Origin of the sequence: Roseovarius litorisediminis (assembly GCF_900172295.1) — a bacterium.
Lineage (GTDB): Bacteria > Pseudomonadota > Alphaproteobacteria > Rhodobacterales > Rhodobacteraceae > Roseovarius > Roseovarius litorisediminis.
Window position 1 is genome coordinate 38,073 of sequence record NZ_FWFL01000004.1, and the last position, 21,093, is coordinate 59,165.

Genomic DNA, 21,093 nt, shown 5'->3' on the forward strand with positions numbered 1-21,093 from the left:
TCCGCAGGAGAATGAACATATCAGGCAGCGGCCTCGTCGCGCTCGCTCGCCTGTTTCTGCCAAAGCCCGGCATAGCGGCCATCACGGGCCAGAAGCTCAGAATGGGTCCCCTCTTCGGCGATCCTGCCCTCTTCAAGCACCACGATCCTGTCCGCATCGGCCACCGTGGACAAACGGTGCGCGATCGTAATCACTGTGCGCCCTTCGCCTGCAACCGCAAGGGCACCCTGAATGTCGCGCTCGGTCTCGGTGTCCAGGGCGCTGGTCGCTTCATCAAGCAACAGGATGGGCGGGTTTTTCAGCAGCGTTCGGGCAATGCCCACACGTTGTTTTTCGCCGCCTGACAGTTTCAACCCGCGTTCACCCACTTGGGTGTCGTAACCATCGGGCAGTTGCTGGATAAAATCGTGAATCTGGGCCGCACGGGCCGCGCCTTCAATCTGGGCTTGGGTAGCCCCATCGCGGCCATAGGCGATATTGTAGCCGATTGTGTCATTGAACAGCACGGTATCCTGCGGCACCACGCCGATGGCGTCGTGCAGGCTTTTCTGAGTGACATCGCGCAGATCCTGCCCGTCGATCATCACGGCACCCGACTGCACATCATAGAATCGAAAAAGTAGCCGGCCGATGGTAGATTTACCCGATCCCGACGGGCCAACAACAGCCACTGTTTGTCCGGCGGGAATATCCAGAGTCACACCTTTAAGAATGGGTCGCTCAACATCATAGCCAAAGAAAACATCCTGAAAACGCACAGAGCCTGATTTCACATTAAGAACTTTTGCATCAGATTTATCAACCACATCTGGTGATTGCTCTAACAAATCGAACATTTCCCCCATATCCACCAAGGCCTGACGGATTTCACGATAAACCGTGCCCAGAAAGTTCAACGGCATGGTAATCTGGATCATATAGGCGTTCACCATGACAAAGTCGCCCACCGTCAACTGGCCTCCCTGAACACCTACGGCGGCCATGACCATGACAATCACCAAACCGCTGGTGATCAGCACAGACTGACCAAAATTCAGAAACGCCAGAGAATAGGAAGTTTGCAACGCAGCAGTTTCATACCCCTCCATCGCGGCATCATACCGGGCGGCCTCGCGGCCCTCGGCGCCGAAATACTTTACAGTTTCGAAGTTCAGCAGGCTGTCGATGGCTTTTTGATTGGCGTCAGTATCCTGATCGTTCATCTGCTTGCGCAATTTCACCCGCCATTCGGTCACCTTGAAAGTAAAGGCGACGTAGGCGGCAATCACGCCCATGACGACAGCCAGGTACCAGAAATCAAACAGCGCCCACAGCACCACGCCGATCATCAACAGTTCCAAAACCAACGGGCCGATCGAAAACAGCAAAAAGCGCAGCAGGAAATCCACACCTTTCACGCCCCTTTCGACGATTCGACTCAGGCCACCGGTTTTGCGGGTAATGTGATAGCGCATCGACATGCGATGGATATGGGTGAATGTTTCCAGCGCAAGCGAACGCAGCGCGCGTTGGCCAACCCGGGCAAAGATGACATCGCGCAGCTGCTGAAAGCCCACGTTCATAAGGCGCGCCACCCCGTAGGCCACAGTCAGTCCGATCGCACCGAAGGACAGCATCCAGGCGGCGTTCTGGCCTTCGCCCGCCAGTGCATCAACCGCTGCTTTGTAAAAAAGCGGTGTGCCAACAGCGACCAGTTTGGCGACGAACAGCGCGATCAGGGCAAATATCACACGGCGTTTCACCCAAGCTTGCCCGTCGGGCCAAAGATAAGGCGCCACGCGCCGTATCGTACGCCAGCCGTCTTTGGGCATTTCAGTAGTGGTCAGGCTGGAACGGCGCATCAAGGCATCCTGGTCAATTCACGTCGCCCACAGATAGGGCGCACAGACCGGGATTGCCAGCCTTGGCCACGAAAGCGCTCAGAAATAGCCCCGAGACCCAAGTTTTTCGAAGCGCCCGCAACATCAACAGGTTACGCGCGTTTCGCGACGAACCCATGATTCAGGTTCATCCCGAAACGCTTTAGTTGGGGAGCGTAAAGACCTGTCCTGGATAAATCAGGTCAGGGTCACGGATCCGGTCGCGATTGGCCTCAAACACGCGGACATAAAGAATACCTTCACCATAAGCAGCCCGTGAGATCGCCCAAAGGGTCGAGCCGGGCTGCACTGTGACGGCGCTGATTCTTGTCTGGGTGGCGACGGTTTCGGCCTGTGCCAGTACGTTCTGGTCCTCGCGCTTAAAGGGGGTTTCAACCCGCGACGTGACATTGCCATGCTCGTCCACCTCGTCCACACGCAGGGTATAGATGCCCGTATCCACTTGCGGCAGTTCAGACCTCCAGGCACCATTTTCCAATATTTTAGAAGAGGTTATTGGTGCATTATCCAGATAGACCCGAACAAACCCGCGGCCCTGGCCACGTCCGGAAAGCTGAACTTCACCTTCTTCGGAATAGGTAATGGCATCCAAGGCAACGGACGACATCAGCTCTGGCGCGTTATCCTTTGATGGGGGCGGTTGCAGGACACGAACCCCGGTTTCATCCGCCAGCAAAACGGTTGAGGCGACAGATTCAGTCGTTGCCTGCTCGTGTTGAATGTCCACCTCAGGCTCTTGTATTGTAGGTTCCGGTGCGACCTCAGCTACAACTTCGTCCGGTTGTGCCTGTTGTGTAACCTCAGCAACCCCGTCCCCCGATGGTTCTGGCGACGCAACAGGCTTTTGCGTTGTAGTTGTTTCAGCCTCGGGCGTCGTAGCAGGCATGTCAGCTATTTCGGGGTTTTCCACCTGCACCTCGACAGTGTTTTCAGCGACAACCGTCTTCTTCGGTGTTGGTGCGATAATAATCTCGTCGAGCGACGCAATAACCTCGCCGGTGTCGGGCTTGCGCATGGAAAGCGACAGAATTCGCGGTGCGTCACTGGCTGCGACGTCCAGAAATGCAACAAACTTGCCATTGCCATCCGGATCAGCCGTGGCCAGATCAGAACCATCGAGCAAGATATTCACCTCCCATCCCGACGCAGCCTGACCTGCGAGGATCATGTTTCCATCGGGTTCCAGGCGGAAAGTATCAATCGACGGGGGGGATGGCCGTTCCATTGCCTCGGTCTGTTGGGATTCGGTTGTTTCCTGCGCCAGATCACCAACATCTGGCGTCGGGGTTTCCACAACAGTTTCAACGGGTTCCGCTGTCGGTTCGATCTGGGTGACAGTCGATGGTGGCACCGGTTCAAACGACTTGAAAACCCCGGAGAAATAAAGCCCCGCGCCAATAATGCACGCAACCAGCGCACCCACAAATGCAAGGGTTGGCACCCGCGCCAGACCTGCCTGTTTATTCATGTATTCCCCTCCGCCCGCGTCGAATTTTGCTGCACGGTTGTCGAAGAATATCAACAAGGGTATCACCGGTCAAAGCAACCCTTTGAGACCGACAGGTGATTTCATGCCAGCAGGATCAGTATGTGTCTTTTGCGGCTCACGTAGCGGGGCAAATTCCCGCTACGCCGAAGAAGCCGCCACTTTGGGCGAAACATTAGCCGCCCATGGCTGGCGACTGGTTTATGGCGCAGGCGATGTGGGGCTGATGGGCATTGTGGCGCGGGCCGCGCAGGCGGCGGGGGGCGAAACGTTTGGTGTCATCCCGGTTCACCTGATGAGGGCCGAAGTGGGCAAAACCGACCTGACACAGTTTGTGGTGACCGAAAACATGCACGAGCGCAAGAAGGTCATGTTCATGAACTCGGACGCGATTGTGGTGCTACCCGGGGGGGCAGGATCGCTGGATGAGTTTTTTGAAGTGCTGACATGGCGCCAGCTGGGGCTGCACACGAAACCAATTTTCCTTTTGAATACAGACGGATATTGGAACCCGTTACTACAACTTCTGGACCATGTGATCGCCGAGGGTTTTGCCGACGCGGGCCTGCTGGATTTCATGCGTCCCGTCCACGATGTTCAGGGGCTTGGCGTGGCCCTGCGCGCGGCCCTGTCCTGACCCCAGATGGCGGCGGTATAGATCGCCAGCGCAGTCCAGATCATGGCGAAGGCAACGGCGTGCCAGAAACTGAACGCTTCGCGAAAAATCAATGTTGCAACAAGAAATTGCAGGGTGGGGTTAAGGTATTGAACCAACCCGATCGTCGCCAAAGAGACACGTTTGGTGGCATAGCTGAAGGTGATCAGCGGGATGGCCGTTATTGGCCCCGACAACACCAGCAGAAGACTGTCGGAAATCGTGGCGCCAAAGGCGCCTGCTCCGGTCTTGTGGGTGGACCACAAAATCACAATGGCGATGGGTGACAAAAGCATAACCTCGGCAGTGACCGATACCACGGGGCCTATGGAAAGTCTTTTCTTTACAACACCATACAGGCCAAATGACGTGGCGATAAGCAGTGCAATCCAGGGTGCGACGCCAAGGCCCGCTGTCAGAGTGACAACCGCAACCACCGCCAGGGCCACCGCCAGCAACTGCGCCCGACCCAACCTTTCGCCAAAGAAAATGGCCCCAAAAAGCACTACGACAAGCGGGAATGTATAGTAGCCCATCGAGGCCTCGACCGCTTTACCGACCTGAATCGAGGTTATGAAGATAAACCAGTTAAACGAGATCATCAGTGCCCCGAAACTGAGGATCAGAAATGAACGTCCATTTGCAACCACCTGATACAGCGTGGAAATTCGCCTTTGAAAAAGAAGGATCGCAGTGAAAAATCCGACGGACCAAAGCGTTCGGTGGGCCAGGATCTCGATCGGGGGGACGTGTTCGAGCAGCTTGTAATATAGCGGCGACAGGCCCCAGAAGGTGCAGGCCAGCACCATTGCCCAAACGCCTTTGGTTGCCTCTTGCATGCCCACTCGTCCCCCGGAAATCAGTTGCTTCACTGCTGGCCCAAGCGCCACCCAATGACAAGAAGCAAAGTGTACGAAACGTACCAAACGTACCTGGATTTCGTACGCGATGCAGAGAGATTTCAGAAACGGGTGTACGTTTCGTACGTATGTGCCCCCGCCCCTTTCCGGGAGCGGGGTGGGCGGGTGGGAGCTGCCGGAAAGGGGCGGCTTGCGGTCAGCGCCCCGCCGTTGCCATTGCCAATCCGTCTGTCACGGCAGTGAACACCTCGGTAAAGGAATGTTGCGCGTGCGGGAATTGCGCCTGCATCGTGTGCGACACCATCGACATCAGGCTTGAGCCACCAACATAGATCACCCGGTCAACGCCGGATGCCGGGAGGCCTGCAATCTGCAAGGTCTGCTGTGCACCCGCCCACAACAACTGCGCATGAGGCAAAAGGCAGGCCGTCAGCGCGTCGGGGGACAATGGCGCGCAAAGGTCCGGCTTGATCTGGTCCAACGCGATGACGGGCAACGCGGCGCCGGAATTGGCCGCAATCTTGCCACGCTCAACTGCAAAGGCCAGATCATGACCCAACTCGTCCTGCAAGACGCTTGCCAGACGACCCAATTTTTCCGGCTCATCTGCCAACCGGACCATTTCAGCGATCTGGCGGCGGTTCTGGCCGGTGTAGAGAAAGGGGATTTTTTCCCATGTGGCCAGATCGTTGAAAATGGCATTGGGCACAGGTGTAAAGCCTGCCCCCATGACTTTGCGCAATTGCGTGCCCTTGCCCAGCAAGGGCATCACCCGGTCGATACTGATCGAGCGGTCAAAATCCGTGCCCCCGATGCGGACACCGTGATTGGCAAGGATTGTTACGCCGGTAGTGTCTGACCGGAACAGCGAAAAATCCGAGGTGCCGCCCCCGATATCGACAATCAGCCCGATCTGGCCCGATGTATCAAGCGCACCACTGGCGATGGCTGCAGCCTGAGGTTCAGCCATGAAATCGACCTGTATGAAACCTGCCGCCAGATAACAGGCGCGCAGATCGTCTTCGGCCTGTGCCTCGCGTGGGTCACCTGCGCCGTGGAACACCACCGGGCGCCCGGAAAGGGCGCGGGTGAACGTCAACCCTGTCTGAGCTTCGGCGCGGGTTTTGATATGAGCCAGGAAACGGGCGATGATTTCAACAAAAGTGACACGCTGGTTCAGGATCTGGCGTTGTTCATGCATCAACGGGGTGCCCAGCACACGTTTCAGGGCGCGCATGAATCGCCCCTCGGCCCCGTCCAGCAGGGCCCGGTTGGCGGGTTCGCCCATCAGGGTGCGCCGGGTCTCAAAATCAAAGAAAAAAGTGGTGGGCAAGGTGGTCTGCCCTGGAGCCATCTCGATCAATAGCGGCTGGCCGTCCTTCAGATAGCCCGCGGCCGAGTTGGAGGTGCCGAAATCGATACCCAAAGTGTGGCCACGCTGTGCCATGTCCGTATCCAACGCTGCCAAAAGAAAGCCGGGGTATCTGGCAGTGCCTTTGCTGTCAAGTGACCGTAAAGAGACGTTTGTGGGCGCCCACAAAAAAGCCCCCCGGCGCGTGCCAGAGGGCTTTGGATCGAAATATGTGGTCGGGATTACAGGCGCGAGGCGACGTTTTCCCAGTTTACCAGATTGTCGAGGAAGTTGGTCAGATAGGCGGGACGTTTGTTGCGGAAGTCGATGTAATAGGAGTGTTCCCACACGTCGCAGCCCAGCAAGGCGGTCTGGCCAAAGCAAAGCGGGTTCACGCCGTTTTCAGTCTTGGTGACCTTGAGGCTGCCATCGGTATCTTTGACCAGCCAGCACCAGCCCGAGCCAAACTGACCCGCACCAGCGGCCGAGAACTGCGATTTGAACTCGTCCACCGAACCAAAGCTGTCGGTGATGGCCTTTTCCAGCTCACCGGGCATGGACGAGGCGCCGGGCCCCATCATTTCCCAGAACTGGTTGTGGTTCCAAAGCTGGCTGATGTTGTTGAATATACCGTTCTGGGCGACCGCAGATTTATCGTAGGTGCCGGTGATGATTTCCTCAAGCGACTTGTCGGCCCATTCGGTGCCCTCAATCAGCTTATTGCCATTTGTGACATAGGCGTTGTGATGCAGGTCATGGTGGTATTCCAGCGTTTCGGCGGACATACCGTTGGCGGCAAGCGCGTCATGGGCATAAGGAAGATCGGGAAGTTCAAAAGCCATTTGGGCCCCCTGTTCGTTGAAAATTCATATGCCCTACATGGTAGCCTTGACCCCGTAAGGTCAAGGCCTATGCCGAGAATTTCCGACAGATTTGATCAGGCGAAGAGGCCCACCTCGCTGCCCGGTTCGGCGGCGTCCTTGAGCAGGCCAAAGGCATAGTCAGCAACCGAGCGAAAGCAGATGATCTGCACGGCATCGTCCGAGGGCATCCAGATGGCCGCGGGGATTTGCGCCATGCGGGTGCGGCGGAACACGCCCGGAGTGAACGCGTCAGGTGCCATATCGACCGGGCACAGCTTGGCCATCACCTCGCGTACGCCCGCGCCCTCAATGCGAAACATTGCACGGGCATCCGAGACATTTACGGCCAGATAGTGCTTCCCTTTCAGGAGCTTGTCGATCTGAGCGAGTTTATCGCCGACCTCCGCATAGGGGGTCATGACCAGCAGTTCATCCGGGGACATCCAGGCCAGGCCGCTTTCTTTGACGGTATGGACCTGACGCTGGCCGGGCATATCGACGCCCGTGACACCGATTGCGGCATTCTTGACACCCGCCGAGGACAGATCGCCGCGCAGGGTGATCATGCCGCGAAGGCCCAGTTCGGTGACTGTGACAAAACCGTTGTAGGTGGCACCATTCAGTGCGCTGACTGCATCAGACATTCTGTTTCTCCCCGTCTTTATCATAGAAGATGGGATCGACGATTTTCGCCGTTACCACGGTGCCGTCAACCTTTGGAAACTCCAGCGTTTCGCCCATCCTATCCGGCCCGTTCAGAACCAGCGCCATGGCGATGCCTTTGCCCAAGGTCGGAGAATGGTAGGTCGAGGTAACCCGCCCTTGGGTGTTGCGCTGGCCGTTGGCGTTGGTGCCGGGGGCTGTTGCATAAGCCCCTTCTGGCAGGACCGAGCCATCGGTGGTTTCCAGCCCGACCAGTTTCCAGCGGGTGGGGTCAGTCATGTGGCTGCGTTCCTGCGCACGTTTGCCAAGATAGTCGTCTTTCTTCTTGGAAATCGCCCATTGCATGTTCAGGTCCTGCGGGATCACAGTGCCATCGGTTTCATCACCGATCATGATGAAGCCTTTTTCAGCGCGCATCACGTGAAGCCCTTCGGTGCCGTAGGTGGTGACGTCAAACTCGGCGCCAGCCTCCAGCAACTTATCCCAAAGCGCGCGGCCCTCGGAGGCGGAAACCGCGATTTCATAGCTGAGTTCACCTGAAAACGAGATCCGGTAAGCGCGCGCCTTGATCCCGGCCAGCGTGATGTCGGCAAAGGACATGAACGCCAGCGCATCGGCGCTGATGTCATCCTGGGTTAGTTTCTCCAGCACCTTGCGGGCGTTGGGGCCGACCACGGCGATCTGGGCGTATTGTTCGGTGACGTTGGCGGTGTAAACCTTCCAGTCCCACCATTCGGTCTGCAGCCATTCTTCCATGTGGCCATGGATCGATTCAGCACCACCAGTGGTGGTGTGGCACAGGAATGTATCGTCGTCGATGCGTGCAACAACACCGTCATCCATCAAAAAGCCGTTCTCAGAGCACATCAGCCCATAGCGGCATTTACCCGGTTTCAGCGTCGACATCATATTGGTGTAGAGCATGTCGAGAAATTTGCCGGCATCCGGACCTTTGACGATGATCTTGCCAAGGGTCGAGGCATCCAGCAGTGCAAGGCTGTTGCGGGTCTGGGTGATCTCGCGGTGGACGGCGGTTTTGGTGCTTTCGCCCGATTGCAGATAGCAATAGGGCCGACGCCACTGGCCGACGGGTTCGAAATGCGCGCCGTTTTCCTGATGCCAGCTGTGCATCGGTGTTTTGCGGATCGGCTGGAAAATCTCACCGCGCGCCTGCCCGGCGATCGCCGATAGTGAAATCGGTGTATAAGGCGGACGGAAGGTGGTGGTACCGGTCTGCGGAATGGGCTGGTTCAGCGCATCCGACAGAATGGCCAGCCCGTTGATATTGCTAAGCTTGCCCTGATCGGTCGCCATGCCAAGCGTGGTGTAGCGTTTGGCGTGCTCAACGGACTCGAATCCTTCGCGGGCCGCCAGTTGCACGTCGCTGACTTTCACATCGTTCTGATAATCCAGCCAGGATTTCATCCGCAGATTGATGCCTGCACCCTGCGGCATCAGCCAGATCGCTTCGACCGGGGCGGCTTGCGTGGCTTCGGCCACAGGCGCGGCTTTGCGTTTTGGGTTAAAGCCGGTGGCTTTGGCCGCGGCCTTGCCCACGGCGTCGGCATCCGCCAGAACCGCGGCCAGATCGAGATGGCCATTGGCGGTGCCCGCAACCGCGACAAACGCCTCACCCTGCGCACCGGTGGGCGCTTTATCCACATCAGGGCGGAAATGGGCCTGGGCGTCGTCCCAGATCAGCTTGCCGCCGCAATGCGACCACAGGTGCACCACCGGCGACCAGCCGCCAGACATCGCGACAGCATCGCATTCGATTTCCTCAACGACGGCCCCTTCACCTGCCTGCGCACAGACCGCTACACCGCTTACACGCTTTCCGCCCAGAACCTTGGCAATGCCCTTGCCGTTTTCGACGCGGATACCCAAATCGCGCGCCTGATCGGCCAGTGCCCCGCCCCCGCCAGCGCGGGCATCAAGGATTACGGGCACATCAAGGCCCATGTTTTTAAGGGTAATTGCCGTTAGGTAAGCGTCATCGTTATTGGTGACGACAACAGTGCGATCGCCAATGGAAACCCCGTAATTTACAGCATAATCCCGAACGGCCGAGGCCAGCATGACGCCCGGAATGTCGTTTCCGGCAAAGCTGAGCGGGCGTTCAATTGCCCCCGTAGCGGTAACAATTTGACCGGCCCGGATACGCCAAAGCCGGTGGCGCGGGCCCGGTGCGTCGGGTTGGTGATCGTTAACCCGTTCGTATCCCAGCACATATCCGTGGTCATAAACCCCTGCCCCCATCATACGGGTGCGCAGGGTCACGTTATCCATTGTTTCCAATTCGGAGACAATTTCGTCCACGAACTTATCCACAGGCTGGCCGTTAACACTTCCGCCATCCACCGGCGCGCGCCCGCCCCAATGGGCGGTCTGTTCCATCAGCAGAACCTTGGCCCCGGCCTGACCCGCCGCGCGGGCGGCCTGAAGACCGGCCACACCACCACCGATGATCACAACATCTACAAAGGCATAAAAATGTTCGTATTTATCCTCGTCGCGATCTTTGGGTGCTTTGCCCAGACCTGCGGACTGACGGATGATCGGCTCGTAGATATGTTTCCAGAACGGCCGGGGGCTGATGAACGTCTTGTAATAGAAACCTGCCGTCAGGAAACGACCCAGCTTACTGTTTACAGCGCCTACATCAAACTCGAGACTGGGCCAGTGGTTCTGGCTGGTCGCGGTGAGGCCATCAAACAGTTCGGTCGTGGTGGCGCGCTGGTTGGGTTCGAAACGCGCACCGGTGCCCAGACCCACAAGCGCATTGGGCTCTTCCCCGCCACTGGCGACAATGCCGCGCGGACGGTGGTATTTGAACGAACGGCCGACCAGCATCTGATCATTGGCCAGCAGGGCCGAGGCAAGCGTGTCGCCCTCGTACCCGGTCAGGCGCTTGCCGTTGAAGGTGAAGTTCACAGCGCGGCCTGTTTCAAGAAGGCGGCCGCCCGTGGCCAGACGTGTGCTCATGCTGAGACCCTCATGCCTGTGGCTGCAGGAAGAATTTGAGTATTTGTGGAAAAATGAAAGCTCATGAGAATTCTCTCCATTTCCAGCCGGGGTGTTTGGCGGTGATCTTGTCCCGGATCTGTTTGGGCGGCTCAAGGGTCTGCGCCGGATAGGTGCCGAACACTTCGAGCGTCATGGTATCACGGGCAGCATGAAACCACTTGCCACAGCCATTGTTGTGGCGCCAGCGTTCGAAATGCACGCCCTTGGGATTCTCCTTGGCGAACAGGTAGCTGTGGAACTGGTCGTCATCCGAACCGGGACCGAAACGTTTGATATGCGCCTCGCCGCCTGCGTGGAATTCTGTTTCCTCGCCGGTGACGCCGCAGCTGGGGCAGGTCAGGATGAGCATGGCATGTTCCCGAAGTTGAAATGATTGACGTTTCGCGCCTGTGAATCAGACACGCGCACAGCAAGGACGGGCGCCGAAAGACACCCGTCCATTGCGTGTACGTGAGTGGCAGGTTTATTCGATGACTGTCGCAGTGCCAGTCGTGTTCGCAGCTGGATCGTCCGGTGTGATGGCCTGTTCGGCACCCGTGCCGCCGGGGTTTCCAACCGGCGTTGAGCCAACACCGAAGCTGCCGATGAGTACAAGAAGCCCAAGGGCTGCAACGACGAAGAGAAGCCACAACAGGCCCGTTCCGCTGCCGCCGGAATCGATTGGCGTATGCGGGAAGTTTCGATTGTAGCGGGATTGATCGTAGTCGGACATGGGGTGTCCTCCTTTCCATGTATCGGAAAGGATGGGCACATGGCCGTCAGTTGAAAAGAATAAGCGGAAATCCCCGGGTGAAATGCGCCAAACCCCGCGGGTCCTGCGGGCTGACCTCGGCCAGTTTCCGCCCGAAAAGCGCGATCACAGGGGGCACGTGGTGCTTTCATCAGTGCGCAACCCCGGCGGCAACGGATTCGTCGATGAAGCGGCCTTCGTAAAAACGGTTGAGACCGAAGGCTTCGGTCAGGGGGGAATGGCCCTTGGCCATCAGCTCGGCAAAGCCCCAGCCTGAACCCGGAATTGCCTTGAAGCCGCCAGTGCCCCAGCCGCAGTTGATGAAGATACCGTCAACCGGCGTGGTGCCGATGATCGGCGACCGGTCCCCGGTGACATCGACAATACCGCCCCATTGGCGCAGCATCTTGAGGCGGGCAACCATCGGGAAAGTCTCGATCAGGGCGCGCACGGTTTCCTCGATATGGTGGAAACTGCCCCGCTGCGTGTAGTTGTTGAATCCGTCGGTACCGCCACCGATCACCATTTCGCCCTTATCAGACTGGGACATGTAGCCATGCACGGTGTTGGCCATGACAACGCAATCCATGCAGGGTTTGATTGGTTCGGATACCAATGCCTGCAGTGCCACGGATTCAACCGGAATGCGGAAACCCGCCATACCTGCGACGTGGCCTGCGTTGCCGGCCACGACCATGCCGAGCTTGTCACAGTCGATATCGCCACGTCTGGTGGTCACGCCTTTTACCTTGCCCCCCTCGGAGCGGATGCCGGTAACTTCGCATTTCTGGATAATGTGCATGCCCATGTCCGAGCACGCCCGCGCATACCCCCAGGCCACGGCGTCGTGGCGTGCAGTGCCGCCGCGCGCCTGCCAGAGACCGCCCAGCACCGGGTAGCGCGGTCCATCAAGGTTGATGATCGGCACAATTTCCTTGACCCGCTTGGGCGAGATGAATTCGGTTGTCACCCCTTGCAGGGCATTGGCCTGAGCGGTGCGCTTGTAGCCGCGCACCTCGTGTTCGGTCTGGGCCAGCATGATCACGCCACGGGGGCTGAACATGACGTTGTAGTTCAGATCCTGAGACATGGTTTCATAAAGCGAACGGGCCTTTTCGTAGATCGCCGCCGAGGGGTCCTGCAGGTAGTTTGAGCGGATGATGGTGGTGTTGCGGCCGGTGTTGCCACCTCCCAGCCAGCCCTTTTCCAGCACGGCCACATTGGTGATGCCGAAATTCTTGCCCAGGTAATAGGCGGTGGCCAGGCCATGGCCGCCGGCGCCAATGATAATGACGTCGTATTTCTTCTTTGGCTCGGGCGAGGCCCAGGCCCGTTCCCACCCCATGTGGTTACGCAGGGCTTCGCGGGCGATGGCAAAGGCGGAATAACGTTTCATGCGCGCTCTCAGGTCAGGTTGGAATCGCAGACAGTCTGCATTGTCAGCGTAATGCGTCAGACCTGATCTGGAAAGGATACCCGGCGCGGCAAAACACATGCGATTCGCGACATTGCGACATCAAGGCGCTGCCCGCCGGGGCCATTGTGGTCAGTTGGGCCTTTTTTCCGCGGCGCGGCGCGGCTACATGGGAGGCAGAAACGGGAGAGATCATGGTTTTCTGGATCATCATTGCCGGGCTAGCCCTGGGCGTTGCCGCCATACTGGGCCTGACCCTGATCAGGGGCCGGGTGGGCGACGCCCCGCCTGCAGCTTATGACCTTAGGGTTTACCGCGATCAGCTGAAAGAGGTTGACCGCGACCTGGCACGCGGTGTGATCAGCGCCGAGGATGCCGAGCGCGTGCGCACCGAAGTGTCGCGCCGTGTTCTGAGCGCTGATGCGCAGTTGCAGGCGGGGGGCGAATCCGGCGGACAGCCACGCGGGGTAACTGCTGCAATGGCGGGCATACTGGCCATTCTGGTGGGTGGTGGCGCACTTTTGCTTTACAGTCAGCTGGGCGCGCCGGGTTATCCGGATCTGCCGCTGGAAGCACGAATTGCCGCTTCGGATCAGGCGCGGGCCACCCGGCTGGATCAGGCTGCTGCCGAAGACGCCGCCAATCTGCCCCCTGCCGAGGTCAATCCGCAGGCCACGCCCGAGTTCATGGCCCTGATGGAAAAACTGCGCCAGACGGTTGAGTCACGCCCCGGCGATGTTCAGGGGCTGCGCCTTCTGGCACGGAATGAAGCCGCCCTTGGAAATCTGGCCGCCGCCCACAAGGCGCAGGCGCGGCTGATCGAGCAGCTTGGTGCCGAAGCGACCGCAAACGATTATGCCCTGAGGGCTGATCTGATGATCAACGCCGCTGCCGGGTATGTTTCGTCTGATGCCGAGGCCGTGCTGCGCGCGGCGTTGCAGCGTGATCCAACCCAACCTACGGCACGTTATTATCTTGGCCTCTATCTGATCCAGGTGGATCGCCCCGACGGCGCATTTCGCACCTGGGAACAGCTGTTGCAGGACAGTCAGCCCGACGCGCCCTGGGTTCCGCCAATCCGGACCCAGCTTGAAACAGTGGCACAGATGGCGGGGGTGAAATATCAGCTGCCCCCGGTTGAGACACTGGCAGGCCCCAGCGCCGGGGATATCGAAGCCGCCGGAGATATGTCGGAGCAGGATCAGGCCGAGATGATTCGCGGTATGGTGCAGCGATTGTCCGAACGGCTGGCCACGGATGGCGGCAGCCCGGCGGAATGGGCGCGGCTGATTGGTGCTTACGGCGTTCTGGGGGAAACCGGACGCGCGGCAGAGATCTGGTATGAGGCACAGCAGGTGTTTGAGGGCAATTCCGGCGCGCTGGATGAGATCCGGCCCGCAGCGGTAAGCGCAGGCGTTGCCGAATGATCATCGAAGACATGGCCGATTTCGCCGCCGCCCTGCCCCCGCGCCGGGCCCTGATCGGGCTGGACCTGGGCGACAAGACGATTGGCGTTGCGGTATCGGACAGTCTGTTGTCGGTGGCCAGCCCGTTCGAGACCGTGCGGCGCAAGAAATTCGGGACAGATGCCGCGCGACTGCTTGAAATTGTTGCAATGCGCGACGTTGGCGGGATCATCCTTGGCCTGCCGCGCAACATGGACGGCAGCGAAGGGCCACGTTGCCAGTCAACCCGCGCCTTTGCCCGCAATCTGGAACGGCTGACGGAGCTGCCGATCGGCTTTTGGGATGAGCGGCTTTCGACCGTGGCGGCAGAACGGGCCCTTTTAGAGGCGGATGCGTCACGAAAACGTCGCGCCGAGGTCATCGATAGCATCGCCGCGTCGTATATCCTGCAAGGGGTGCTTGACCGCTTGAGGCACATGAGGACGGCAAATTGAACGACCAAAAAGTCTGGAAACGCAACGAGATCGAAAGCCCCTGCGTGCGTATCTGCGTCGTGCACCCCGAGGCGCGCATCTGCACCGGCTGCAACCGCACCACCGACGAGATTTCGCGCTGGTCGAAAATGACCCCTGAAGAGCGGCAGGAGATCATGGCCGTCCTGCCCGACCGGTCCTCGATGCTGCGCAAACGCCGTGGCGGACGTGCGGCGCGCATCGCCCGGGGTTAAAACCTTGTGGATGTCTGTTGCCACTATGCGGACAAAAGATCGTAAAAAAAAATCGTTAGTAGAGGCGCAGTGTCTTCATCGCCTTTTGATGCATGCCCAACGGTGTAAGATACTTGAACCTTTCAAGCACCAAAGAACCCGCAGTCGCGACGCGAAACCGCTCGCTTGCCCGTAATTCTACCAATTGTACTGTGCGGCTTTCGGGGTCGAACCTCGTACATACATCTGTTTGCATCCAGATGCGAAACTCGTCTCCAATGTAACCCGGCACATGTCGGTCAATAACGATAGCGTTTGCCGACGTGCAAAACTCGGCCCCGATCGGCAACACAGCAGATGTCTTGTAGTCGAAAGACTTAAAAAGCTCCATTGACTGCCCGACAGCCTTGGAATTTGTTCTTCTTAAGTCCGAAAGGTAACTTCTTGCGATCTTCTTAACCGACTTACGTGCCTCATTTTTTGAGGTCGCGGCCGTGCTGTAGCGCTTCTCCTGCAAAAGAAGCACAAACTCATGAGTATCCGAGAAACGCTCTATACAAGCCTGCACAGCATTGAACTGCGCCGCCAGCCTGCTATCGGGCTTGCAGCCTTTGGGTGCCTTGAACGACGACGTGGCTTTGATACCTGGCCCGGAATAGCTTGCATCAAATAGCCCAAAGGCAAAAACCAGTATCGCCGCGAAAAGGATCACATAACCAAAAGGCGTTGAAACTGTTGCGGATGGCTTAGACACGGCATTGCTCCTCTTGTTTGGCGCTCAGCTTTTTACGATAGTGAGCAGGCTAGACTGGGCGGAGGAGCAACTCCTTGATTTGAATTAATTTCGCCAGGACACATGGCGGCTTCTTCTGGTCTGTAGCGTCGTTCTGGAAGCTTTCACTCGTCACAGAATAACCGCATGACCTGTCACTGGATATCAAGACATTTTCTGGGAATAAGGATATAACTCAAAAACATGGAAATGTTTGGCTACAGATATTTGCTCGGCGAGCCGTGGTTGCCCTACTCCATTTTCATCGCTTTGGTCTCCGTGGCGTTATCTATTTTTTTCGTGAGGCGCATGCCGATGAGGCCATGGCTGTCTTTCCTGTTAACCTGTCTGACCGCATTTTTTACGGCGTTTCTGGCTTCTGGTATCGCGAATGGGTTCTCGGGCGGGGGCGAGGCACTCTTCTGGAACCTTTTTGGTGGAGCTTTTTTCGCACCCATCTGGTTGCCGGTATGCGCTGTCGTCCACATTGTCCTGCGCCGGGACTTAATAAGACGCCGCTAACAGTGGTCTGCATTGGGCTCGAAGCCGACCTCGGTTGCAACGTTGCTCCACAACCATTGGGTGTGATGTTGCCCGAAGGCTGTGCCAAAAACGGTAGGTCTGACACGCCATCCTGCCCTACGCAGGATCAACGGCTTAGCCGTGTCACCACCCCCATGCAAAACTCAGAGGTTTTAAAACGTTTTTGACCCCACCACGAGGAGAGCCGACATTCGAGATTATTGCAGCACTCGTCAAAATGAGCTCAAAGCGGAACTTGCTGACTATTTCCAAAGTTTTTTGAAAGCTAATTTCTCACGATCAAAGCGATATCAGGGCGCGCATAGCCAATCGCGGGAACCTGCTGGCAATTCCGGGCGGAAATAGGCGATCATCCGGCCCTCTGACGGGGCTGTGGCATTAGCGGCCCACGGGGCCACGCCGTGCAGGGCGTGGCGATGCACCAGATAGGCCTCGCCGGGTTTGGCGGGCACCGTGACACGGGTACACCTGTCAAAAACCTCGCGACGCGCGGCCTGGTAAACGTCTGTCAGATCAACGCTGTCCCACTCTGCGGCCGGTAGTGGTTCCAGAACCGACTTGAAGGCTTCCCGCATGATCCGCTGGCTTCCCTCCCACACCACAAGAGGGCTGGCATCCGCGCTGCAATCGGTCAATGGCAGCCCCAGGATATAGGCATGTTGTTCTTTCAGCATCCGGCGGCGATCATCGCCAATGGCAAGCAGGCCATCCACATGCGCCGCATCACGGTTAAGGCGGTATTTAAAAGCGCCCGGGCCCTCGCCTTTGCGGGGCTTGGGATAGCCGGGATAGATCACCGACACCTGACCGGGGTGCAGCGGCAACTGGCCGTAAAGCTGCCGCGCGCCGGCATAGGCCTGCCCCGTAAGGGGCATGCCGTCCGGCAGTGCGCCATCAGGGGTATTGGGAAGGGTATCGACACCTACAAACCACGTGCCTTCGCATTGCAGCCACTGGGCCTGCTGCGTGGGGTCGGCGATACGGGAAAGAGCGGCATGCCGGGCGTGCCGGGCCCAGCCCAGCACCGCCGGGTCGAACCCAAACCGGGCCCAGCCCCTGTCCAGCATCGCCGCTACCATCCCAGGGCTTTGCGCAACATGTTCAGCGCAACCAGTGTGAGAAAAACGGCAAAAACCCGTTTCAACGGTTTTGGGTCCATCGCGTGCGCCAGTTTCACCCCCCAGGGCGCGGTGATCAACGTCATCGCAATGACGATGAAAAAGGCCACAAGATTAACCGCCCCAAGGGTATAGGGCGGCCGGTGTTCGGGCGCGATGGTAAGAAACAGGAACCCGATGACCGACGGCACGGCAATGGTAATGCCAAACCCGGCAGCCGTTGCCACGGCGCGGTGGATGGGAGTGTTGTACAGACTCATCAGAGGCACACCAAAACTGCCGCCGCCTATTCCCATCAGGACAGACAGAAACCCGACGATCGGTGACAGGATCGCGCGGGCGAAGCCCTTTGGCATCGCCTGTCCCAGCCGCCAATGGGCCCGGCCCAGCCCCAGATAGGCGCCGATCACAATGCCCAGAACACCAAACACGCCCTGCAACGTGGTCGAGCGCAGGCTGGAAGCCACCAGAACCCCCAGAACTGCACCGATGGCGATACCCGGAGCCCAGGTTTTGAGAATATCCCAATCCACCGCACCCTTTTTGTTATGGCTAAGCACCGACCGCAAAGAGGTGACGATGATTGTCGCCAGCGACGTGGCAAGGCAGACCTGCATCAGTTGCGGCCCCTCATATCCCAGAGTCTGGAAAGCATAGAAAAATGCCGGGACCAACACGATACCGCCGCCCACTCCCAGAAGGCCCGCAAGGACCCCGGCAAAGGCGCCGATCACCAGCAGGAGGGCCAGCATCTGCATCAGCAACATAGTATCGGGCATCGGGGAATTCCTTGTCCTGTCCATGGGCAGGATTACACGGGTGTGAGCACAAGGGAAAGCGGATGCTTACACGCCGGAGTTTCAGATCGGGCAGACCCGGTCGCGCCCCTTATTCCGGCAAGTTGGCAACTTCCCGGGCATCCGTTTCGTCTGTGATCCGAGCCAGGGCTTGTTCGACAAGCTTGGGGCCCGCCCCCGCAAGGTGGGCGCCTTCGGACAACATCCGCCGCCAGGCCCGTGCCCCGGGACGGCCCGAGAAGAGCCCCAGCATATGCCGGGTAATCTGGTTAAGCTTGCCGCCTTGGGACAAATGCCTTTCAATATAGGGCAACATGGCGCGCACGGCGTCCTCGGGCGTGGTGTCGGGCCCCTCGGCACCAAATATCCGGCGGTCGGCCTGGCACAGAACATCCGCAGGTTGGTGATAGGCGGCCCGGCCAAACATTACCCCATCAAGACCCGCCTGCAGAAACGCCTCGGCCTGATCCAGCGTGGTGATACCGCCATTTATGCTCAGATGCAGAGCGGGGAAAAGCCCGCGCATCCGCAGCACCAGATCGTAATCCAGCGGCGGAATATCGCGGTTTTCCTTCGGGCTGAGCCCTTTAAGCCAGGCCTTGCGCGCATGGATGGCAAACCGCCCGACCCCTGCAGCGCTGACCCGCGAGAGAAATTCTGGCAGCACGATCTCGGGATTTTGGTCATCAACGCCGATACGGCATTTTACGGTCACGTCGACAGGCACGGCGCTGATCATCGCCGAGCAACATTCAGCAACCAGCCTCGGCTCGTGCATAAGCACCGCACCAAAGGTACCTGATTGCACACGGTCAGAGGGGCAGCCAACGTTCAGGTTAATTTCGTCATATCCGGCCTGATATCCCAGCCGGGCGGCCTGGGCCAACTCATCCGGATCCGAGCCCCCCAGTTGCAATGCCACCGGATGTTCCTTTGGATCATGTTCCAGCAGATGCAGGGCATTCCCGCGCACCAACGCGGGCGCCGTAACCATTTCAGTATAAAGCAACGCATGGCGCGACAATTGCCGATGCAGGTAACGACAGTGGCGATCCGTCCAATCCATCATCGGGGCAATAGAAAGTCTAGCGTGTTGATTTATTTGCATTTTTCTTGTACATTCAAACTGTTGCGGGGCTGCGTTGCTACGCAGGAATACGCCCCAATATCCCCCGATTTGCCCCTTTTCGACGACTCAGCACACACGATATGGCCACTATAAGCAAGCTTCCCTCCGGTGGATGACCCAAGTCCAGATCAGACGCAAGGGTGGCTCATGCCAGCAAGACCTTTCACCGCTCAGGCGACGCCCACAAAAGGGCCGCGCCCGGGGCGGAGACACGTGTCGATCAGGGCCTGTCACCTACAAGCACGTTCGCCGCCCGCCTTGAGATGTGAATCGGCATGCAAAACTGACCCACCCTTTGTTCCGCAAACATCTCAATTGAGCGCTTCGGCATCGGGCCGAGGATGTGAAGGTATTTTTGCAACTCAGGGGCCAGATCGTGGCGTGCTGAGATAACACGCGAGGACAAATCGCGCCCACCGCACGCAAACTGCATATGCCTTTATGATTCCTGTCACCCTCTCCCATGCCCAATGTCTCACCTCCCTACGTGACAAAGCACGTTCGTAATCAGTGCTTCAGAAATGCCCCGAACGACCGATTTCGATCAAAAGGCACCTGCCTATTCGCCTCAACCGGCAATAAATGACTGATCGTCGCGCAATAAAGACCGCTATGACATCCGGACAAATTGACCAGCATCATTTCCGTGCAGGGCGCGCAGGCTAAGCTCCACACTCACCCAGAGGAAAAGACCCATGCGTGCGATGGTTCTGAGAGAGGGCGCTTCCAGCCTTGTGCTTGAGCAGCTTGCACCGCCTGGATGCGGTCCGCGACAGGTGCGCCTGCGGGTCGAGGCCTGCGGTGTGTGTCGCACCGATCTTCACATTGTCGACGGAGATTTGAAGAAGCCCGTTTTTCCGCTGATCCCCGGCCACGAAATCGTCGGGCGCATCACCGAAACCGGGCCGGATGTCAGGGGCCTGACCTTGGGCCAGCGTGTGGGCGTGCCATGGCTGGGTCAGACCTGCGGGCAGTGTCAGTACTGTCGCATGGGCCGGGAAAACCTTTGCGACGCGCCCGGCTTCACCGGCTATACGCTGAACGGCGGCTACGCCGAAGAATGCGTCGCGGATGCCGCCTATGTGTTCCCCTTGCCGCAGGACGTCGAACCGGCCGGGCTGGCGCCGCTTCTTTGCGCGGGGCTCATTGGGTATCGCAGCTACCGGATGGCTGGCGACGCAGGGCGCCTGGGGTTCTATGGTTTTGGCGCGGCGGCCCATATCCTTGTCCAGATCGCCGCCTGGCAGGGGCGCGAGGTTTATGCCTTCACGCGCCCGGGTGATCTGGCCGGACAGGAGTTCGCGCGCCAGCTTGGGGCCGTTTGGGCCGGCGGATCCGATCAGAGACCCGATGTCGCACTGGATGCGGCGATCCTCTTTGCACCCGTCGGCGCTCTGGTCCCCCGCGCGCTCAAGACCCTGCGAAAGGGCGGCCGCGTCGTCTGCGCGGGCATCCACATGAGCGATATCCCGTCGTTTCCCTACGCCGACCTTTGGCACGAACGTCAGGTGATGTCGGTTGCCAATCTGACGCGGCAGGATGGCGATGAATTCTTTCCGCTCGCGCAGAAGGCAGATGTGCGCACCCATACAACCCCCTACCCCCTCGAAAAGGCGAATGAAGCCCTAGATGATCTGCGGGCGGGCCGCCTCAAGGGCGCGGCAGTGCTGCTGCCATAAAGCCGCGGACGCGC

Annotated in this window: 19 protein-coding genes; 5 read left to right on the forward strand and 14 right to left on the reverse strand. The window is 58.7% G+C overall.

The features are described from left to right. Positions 1-20: 20 nt before the first annotated feature. Together PEL8287_RS08695 and PEL8287_RS08700 are read right to left on the reverse strand one after the other, a co-directional pair. On the reverse strand, positions 21-1,841 hold the full coding sequence (locus tag PEL8287_RS08695; protein ID WP_085892012.1) for an ABCB family ABC transporter ATP-binding protein/permease: 1,821 nt from the start codon (positions 1,839-1,841) through the stop codon (positions 21-23). 181 nt (positions 1,842-2,022) lie between these two features. Further along, positions 2,023-3,348: a LysM peptidoglycan-binding domain-containing protein gene (locus PEL8287_RS08700; protein WP_235862257.1), complete on the reverse strand. Its 1,326-nt coding sequence runs from the start codon at positions 3,346-3,348 to the stop codon at positions 2,023-2,025. Positions 3,349-3,451: 103 nt separating this feature from the next. Here PEL8287_RS08700 and PEL8287_RS08705 point away from each other — a divergent pair, with 103 nt between their 5' ends. Then, a complete protein-coding gene (locus PEL8287_RS08705; protein ID WP_085892305.1) occupies positions 3,452-4,003 on the forward strand; it encodes an LOG family protein in 552 nt (183 codons plus the stop codon). Here PEL8287_RS08705 and rarD read toward each other — a convergent pair. From rarD to PEL8287_RS08745, 8 genes are all read right to left on the reverse strand, one after another. Next, complete coding sequence (rarD, locus tag PEL8287_RS08710; RefSeq protein WP_085892013.1) at positions 3,964-4,860, reverse strand: EamA family transporter RarD; 897 nt, start codon at positions 4,858-4,860, stop codon at positions 3,964-3,966. The two genes, PEL8287_RS08705 and rarD, sit on opposite strands and share 40 nt — an antisense overlap. Before the next feature lie 217 nt (positions 4,861-5,077). After that, the gene (locus tag PEL8287_RS08715) at positions 5,078-6,328 is read right to left on the reverse strand and encodes an Hsp70 family protein (protein WP_085892306.1); all 1,251 of its coding nucleotides are present in this window, start codon (positions 6,326-6,328) and stop codon (positions 5,078-5,080) included. Between the two features lie 146 nt (positions 6,329-6,474). After that, positions 6,475-7,074, reverse strand: a complete 600-nt coding sequence (locus PEL8287_RS08720; protein WP_085892014.1) for a superoxide dismutase — start codon at positions 7,072-7,074, stop codon at positions 6,475-6,477. A 95-nt stretch (positions 7,075-7,169) separates the two neighbouring features. Then, positions 7,170-7,739 (reverse strand): sarcosine oxidase subunit gamma, encoded by a 570-nt coding sequence (locus tag PEL8287_RS08725; RefSeq protein ID WP_085892015.1) that lies wholly within the window; start codon positions 7,737-7,739, stop codon positions 7,170-7,172. Continuing rightward, positions 7,732-10,743: a sarcosine oxidase subunit alpha family protein gene (locus PEL8287_RS08730; RefSeq protein WP_085892016.1), complete on the reverse strand. Its 3,012-nt coding sequence runs from the start codon at positions 10,741-10,743 to the stop codon at positions 7,732-7,734. The genes PEL8287_RS08725 and PEL8287_RS08730 overlap by 8 nt, the downstream gene beginning before the upstream one ends. Before the next feature lie 61 nt (positions 10,744-10,804). Then, a complete protein-coding gene (locus PEL8287_RS08735) occupies positions 10,805-11,134 on the reverse strand; it encodes a sarcosine oxidase subunit delta (protein ID WP_085892017.1) in 330 nt (109 codons plus the stop codon). Positions 11,135-11,248: 114 nt separating this feature from the next. Further along, positions 11,249-11,497, reverse strand: coding sequence for a hypothetical protein (locus PEL8287_RS08740; protein ID WP_085892018.1), 249 nt, complete (start codon positions 11,495-11,497; stop codon positions 11,249-11,251). 169 nt (positions 11,498-11,666) lie between these two features. Further along, entirely contained in the window at positions 11,667-12,911 is a 1,245-nt protein-coding gene (locus PEL8287_RS08745) for a sarcosine oxidase subunit beta family protein (RefSeq protein WP_085892019.1), read from the reverse strand. 212 nt (positions 12,912-13,123) lie between these two features. Between PEL8287_RS08745 and ccmI the strand changes: the two genes are divergently transcribed. From ccmI to PEL8287_RS08760, 3 genes are read left to right on the forward strand one after another with little or no spacing between them, the layout of a single operon-like run. Further along, on the forward strand, positions 13,124-14,356 hold the full coding sequence (gene ccmI, locus PEL8287_RS08750) for a c-type cytochrome biogenesis protein CcmI (protein ID WP_085892020.1): 1,233 nt from the start codon (positions 13,124-13,126) through the stop codon (positions 14,354-14,356). After that, complete coding sequence (gene ruvX, locus PEL8287_RS08755; RefSeq protein WP_085892021.1) at positions 14,353-14,829, forward strand: Holliday junction resolvase RuvX; 477 nt, start codon at positions 14,353-14,355, stop codon at positions 14,827-14,829. Before ccmI ends, ruvX begins: the two co-directional genes overlap by 4 nt. Beyond that, positions 14,826-15,062 carry a DUF1289 domain-containing protein gene (locus PEL8287_RS08760; protein WP_085892022.1) on the forward strand — a complete coding sequence of 79 codons (237 nt, stop codon included), beginning with the start codon at positions 14,826-14,828 and terminating at the stop codon, positions 15,060-15,062. Before ruvX ends, PEL8287_RS08760 begins: the two co-directional genes overlap by 4 nt. A gap of 55 nt (positions 15,063-15,117) precedes the next feature. Here PEL8287_RS08760 and PEL8287_RS08765 read toward each other — a convergent pair whose 3' ends face one another. The 4 genes from PEL8287_RS08765 to dusA all read right to left on the reverse strand — a co-directional run bounded on the left by PEL8287_RS08765 (position 15,118) and on the right by dusA (position 19,379). Beyond that, on the reverse strand, positions 15,118-15,795 hold the full coding sequence (locus tag PEL8287_RS08765; RefSeq protein WP_139837745.1) for a hypothetical protein: 678 nt from the start codon (positions 15,793-15,795) through the stop codon (positions 15,118-15,120). 851 nt (positions 15,796-16,646) lie between these two features. Then, on the reverse strand, positions 16,647-17,423 hold the full coding sequence (locus PEL8287_RS08775) for a hypothetical protein (RefSeq protein ID WP_085892307.1): 777 nt from the start codon (positions 17,421-17,423) through the stop codon (positions 16,647-16,649). Between the two features lie 5 nt (positions 17,424-17,428). Continuing rightward, positions 17,429-18,253, reverse strand: coding sequence for a sulfite exporter TauE/SafE family protein (locus tag PEL8287_RS08780; protein ID WP_085892025.1), 825 nt, complete (start codon positions 18,251-18,253; stop codon positions 17,429-17,431). Between the two features lie 109 nt (positions 18,254-18,362). Next, positions 18,363-19,379, reverse strand: a complete 1,017-nt coding sequence (gene dusA, locus PEL8287_RS08785) for a tRNA dihydrouridine(20/20a) synthase DusA (RefSeq protein ID WP_085892026.1) — start codon at positions 19,377-19,379, stop codon at positions 18,363-18,365. Between the two features lie 716 nt (positions 19,380-20,095). Between dusA and PEL8287_RS08795 the strand changes: the two genes are divergently transcribed. Continuing rightward, on the forward strand, positions 20,096-21,079 hold the full coding sequence (locus PEL8287_RS08795) for a zinc-dependent alcohol dehydrogenase family protein (RefSeq protein WP_085892028.1): 984 nt from the start codon (positions 20,096-20,098) through the stop codon (positions 21,077-21,079). The last annotated feature ends 14 nt before the right edge of the window (positions 21,080-21,093 follow it).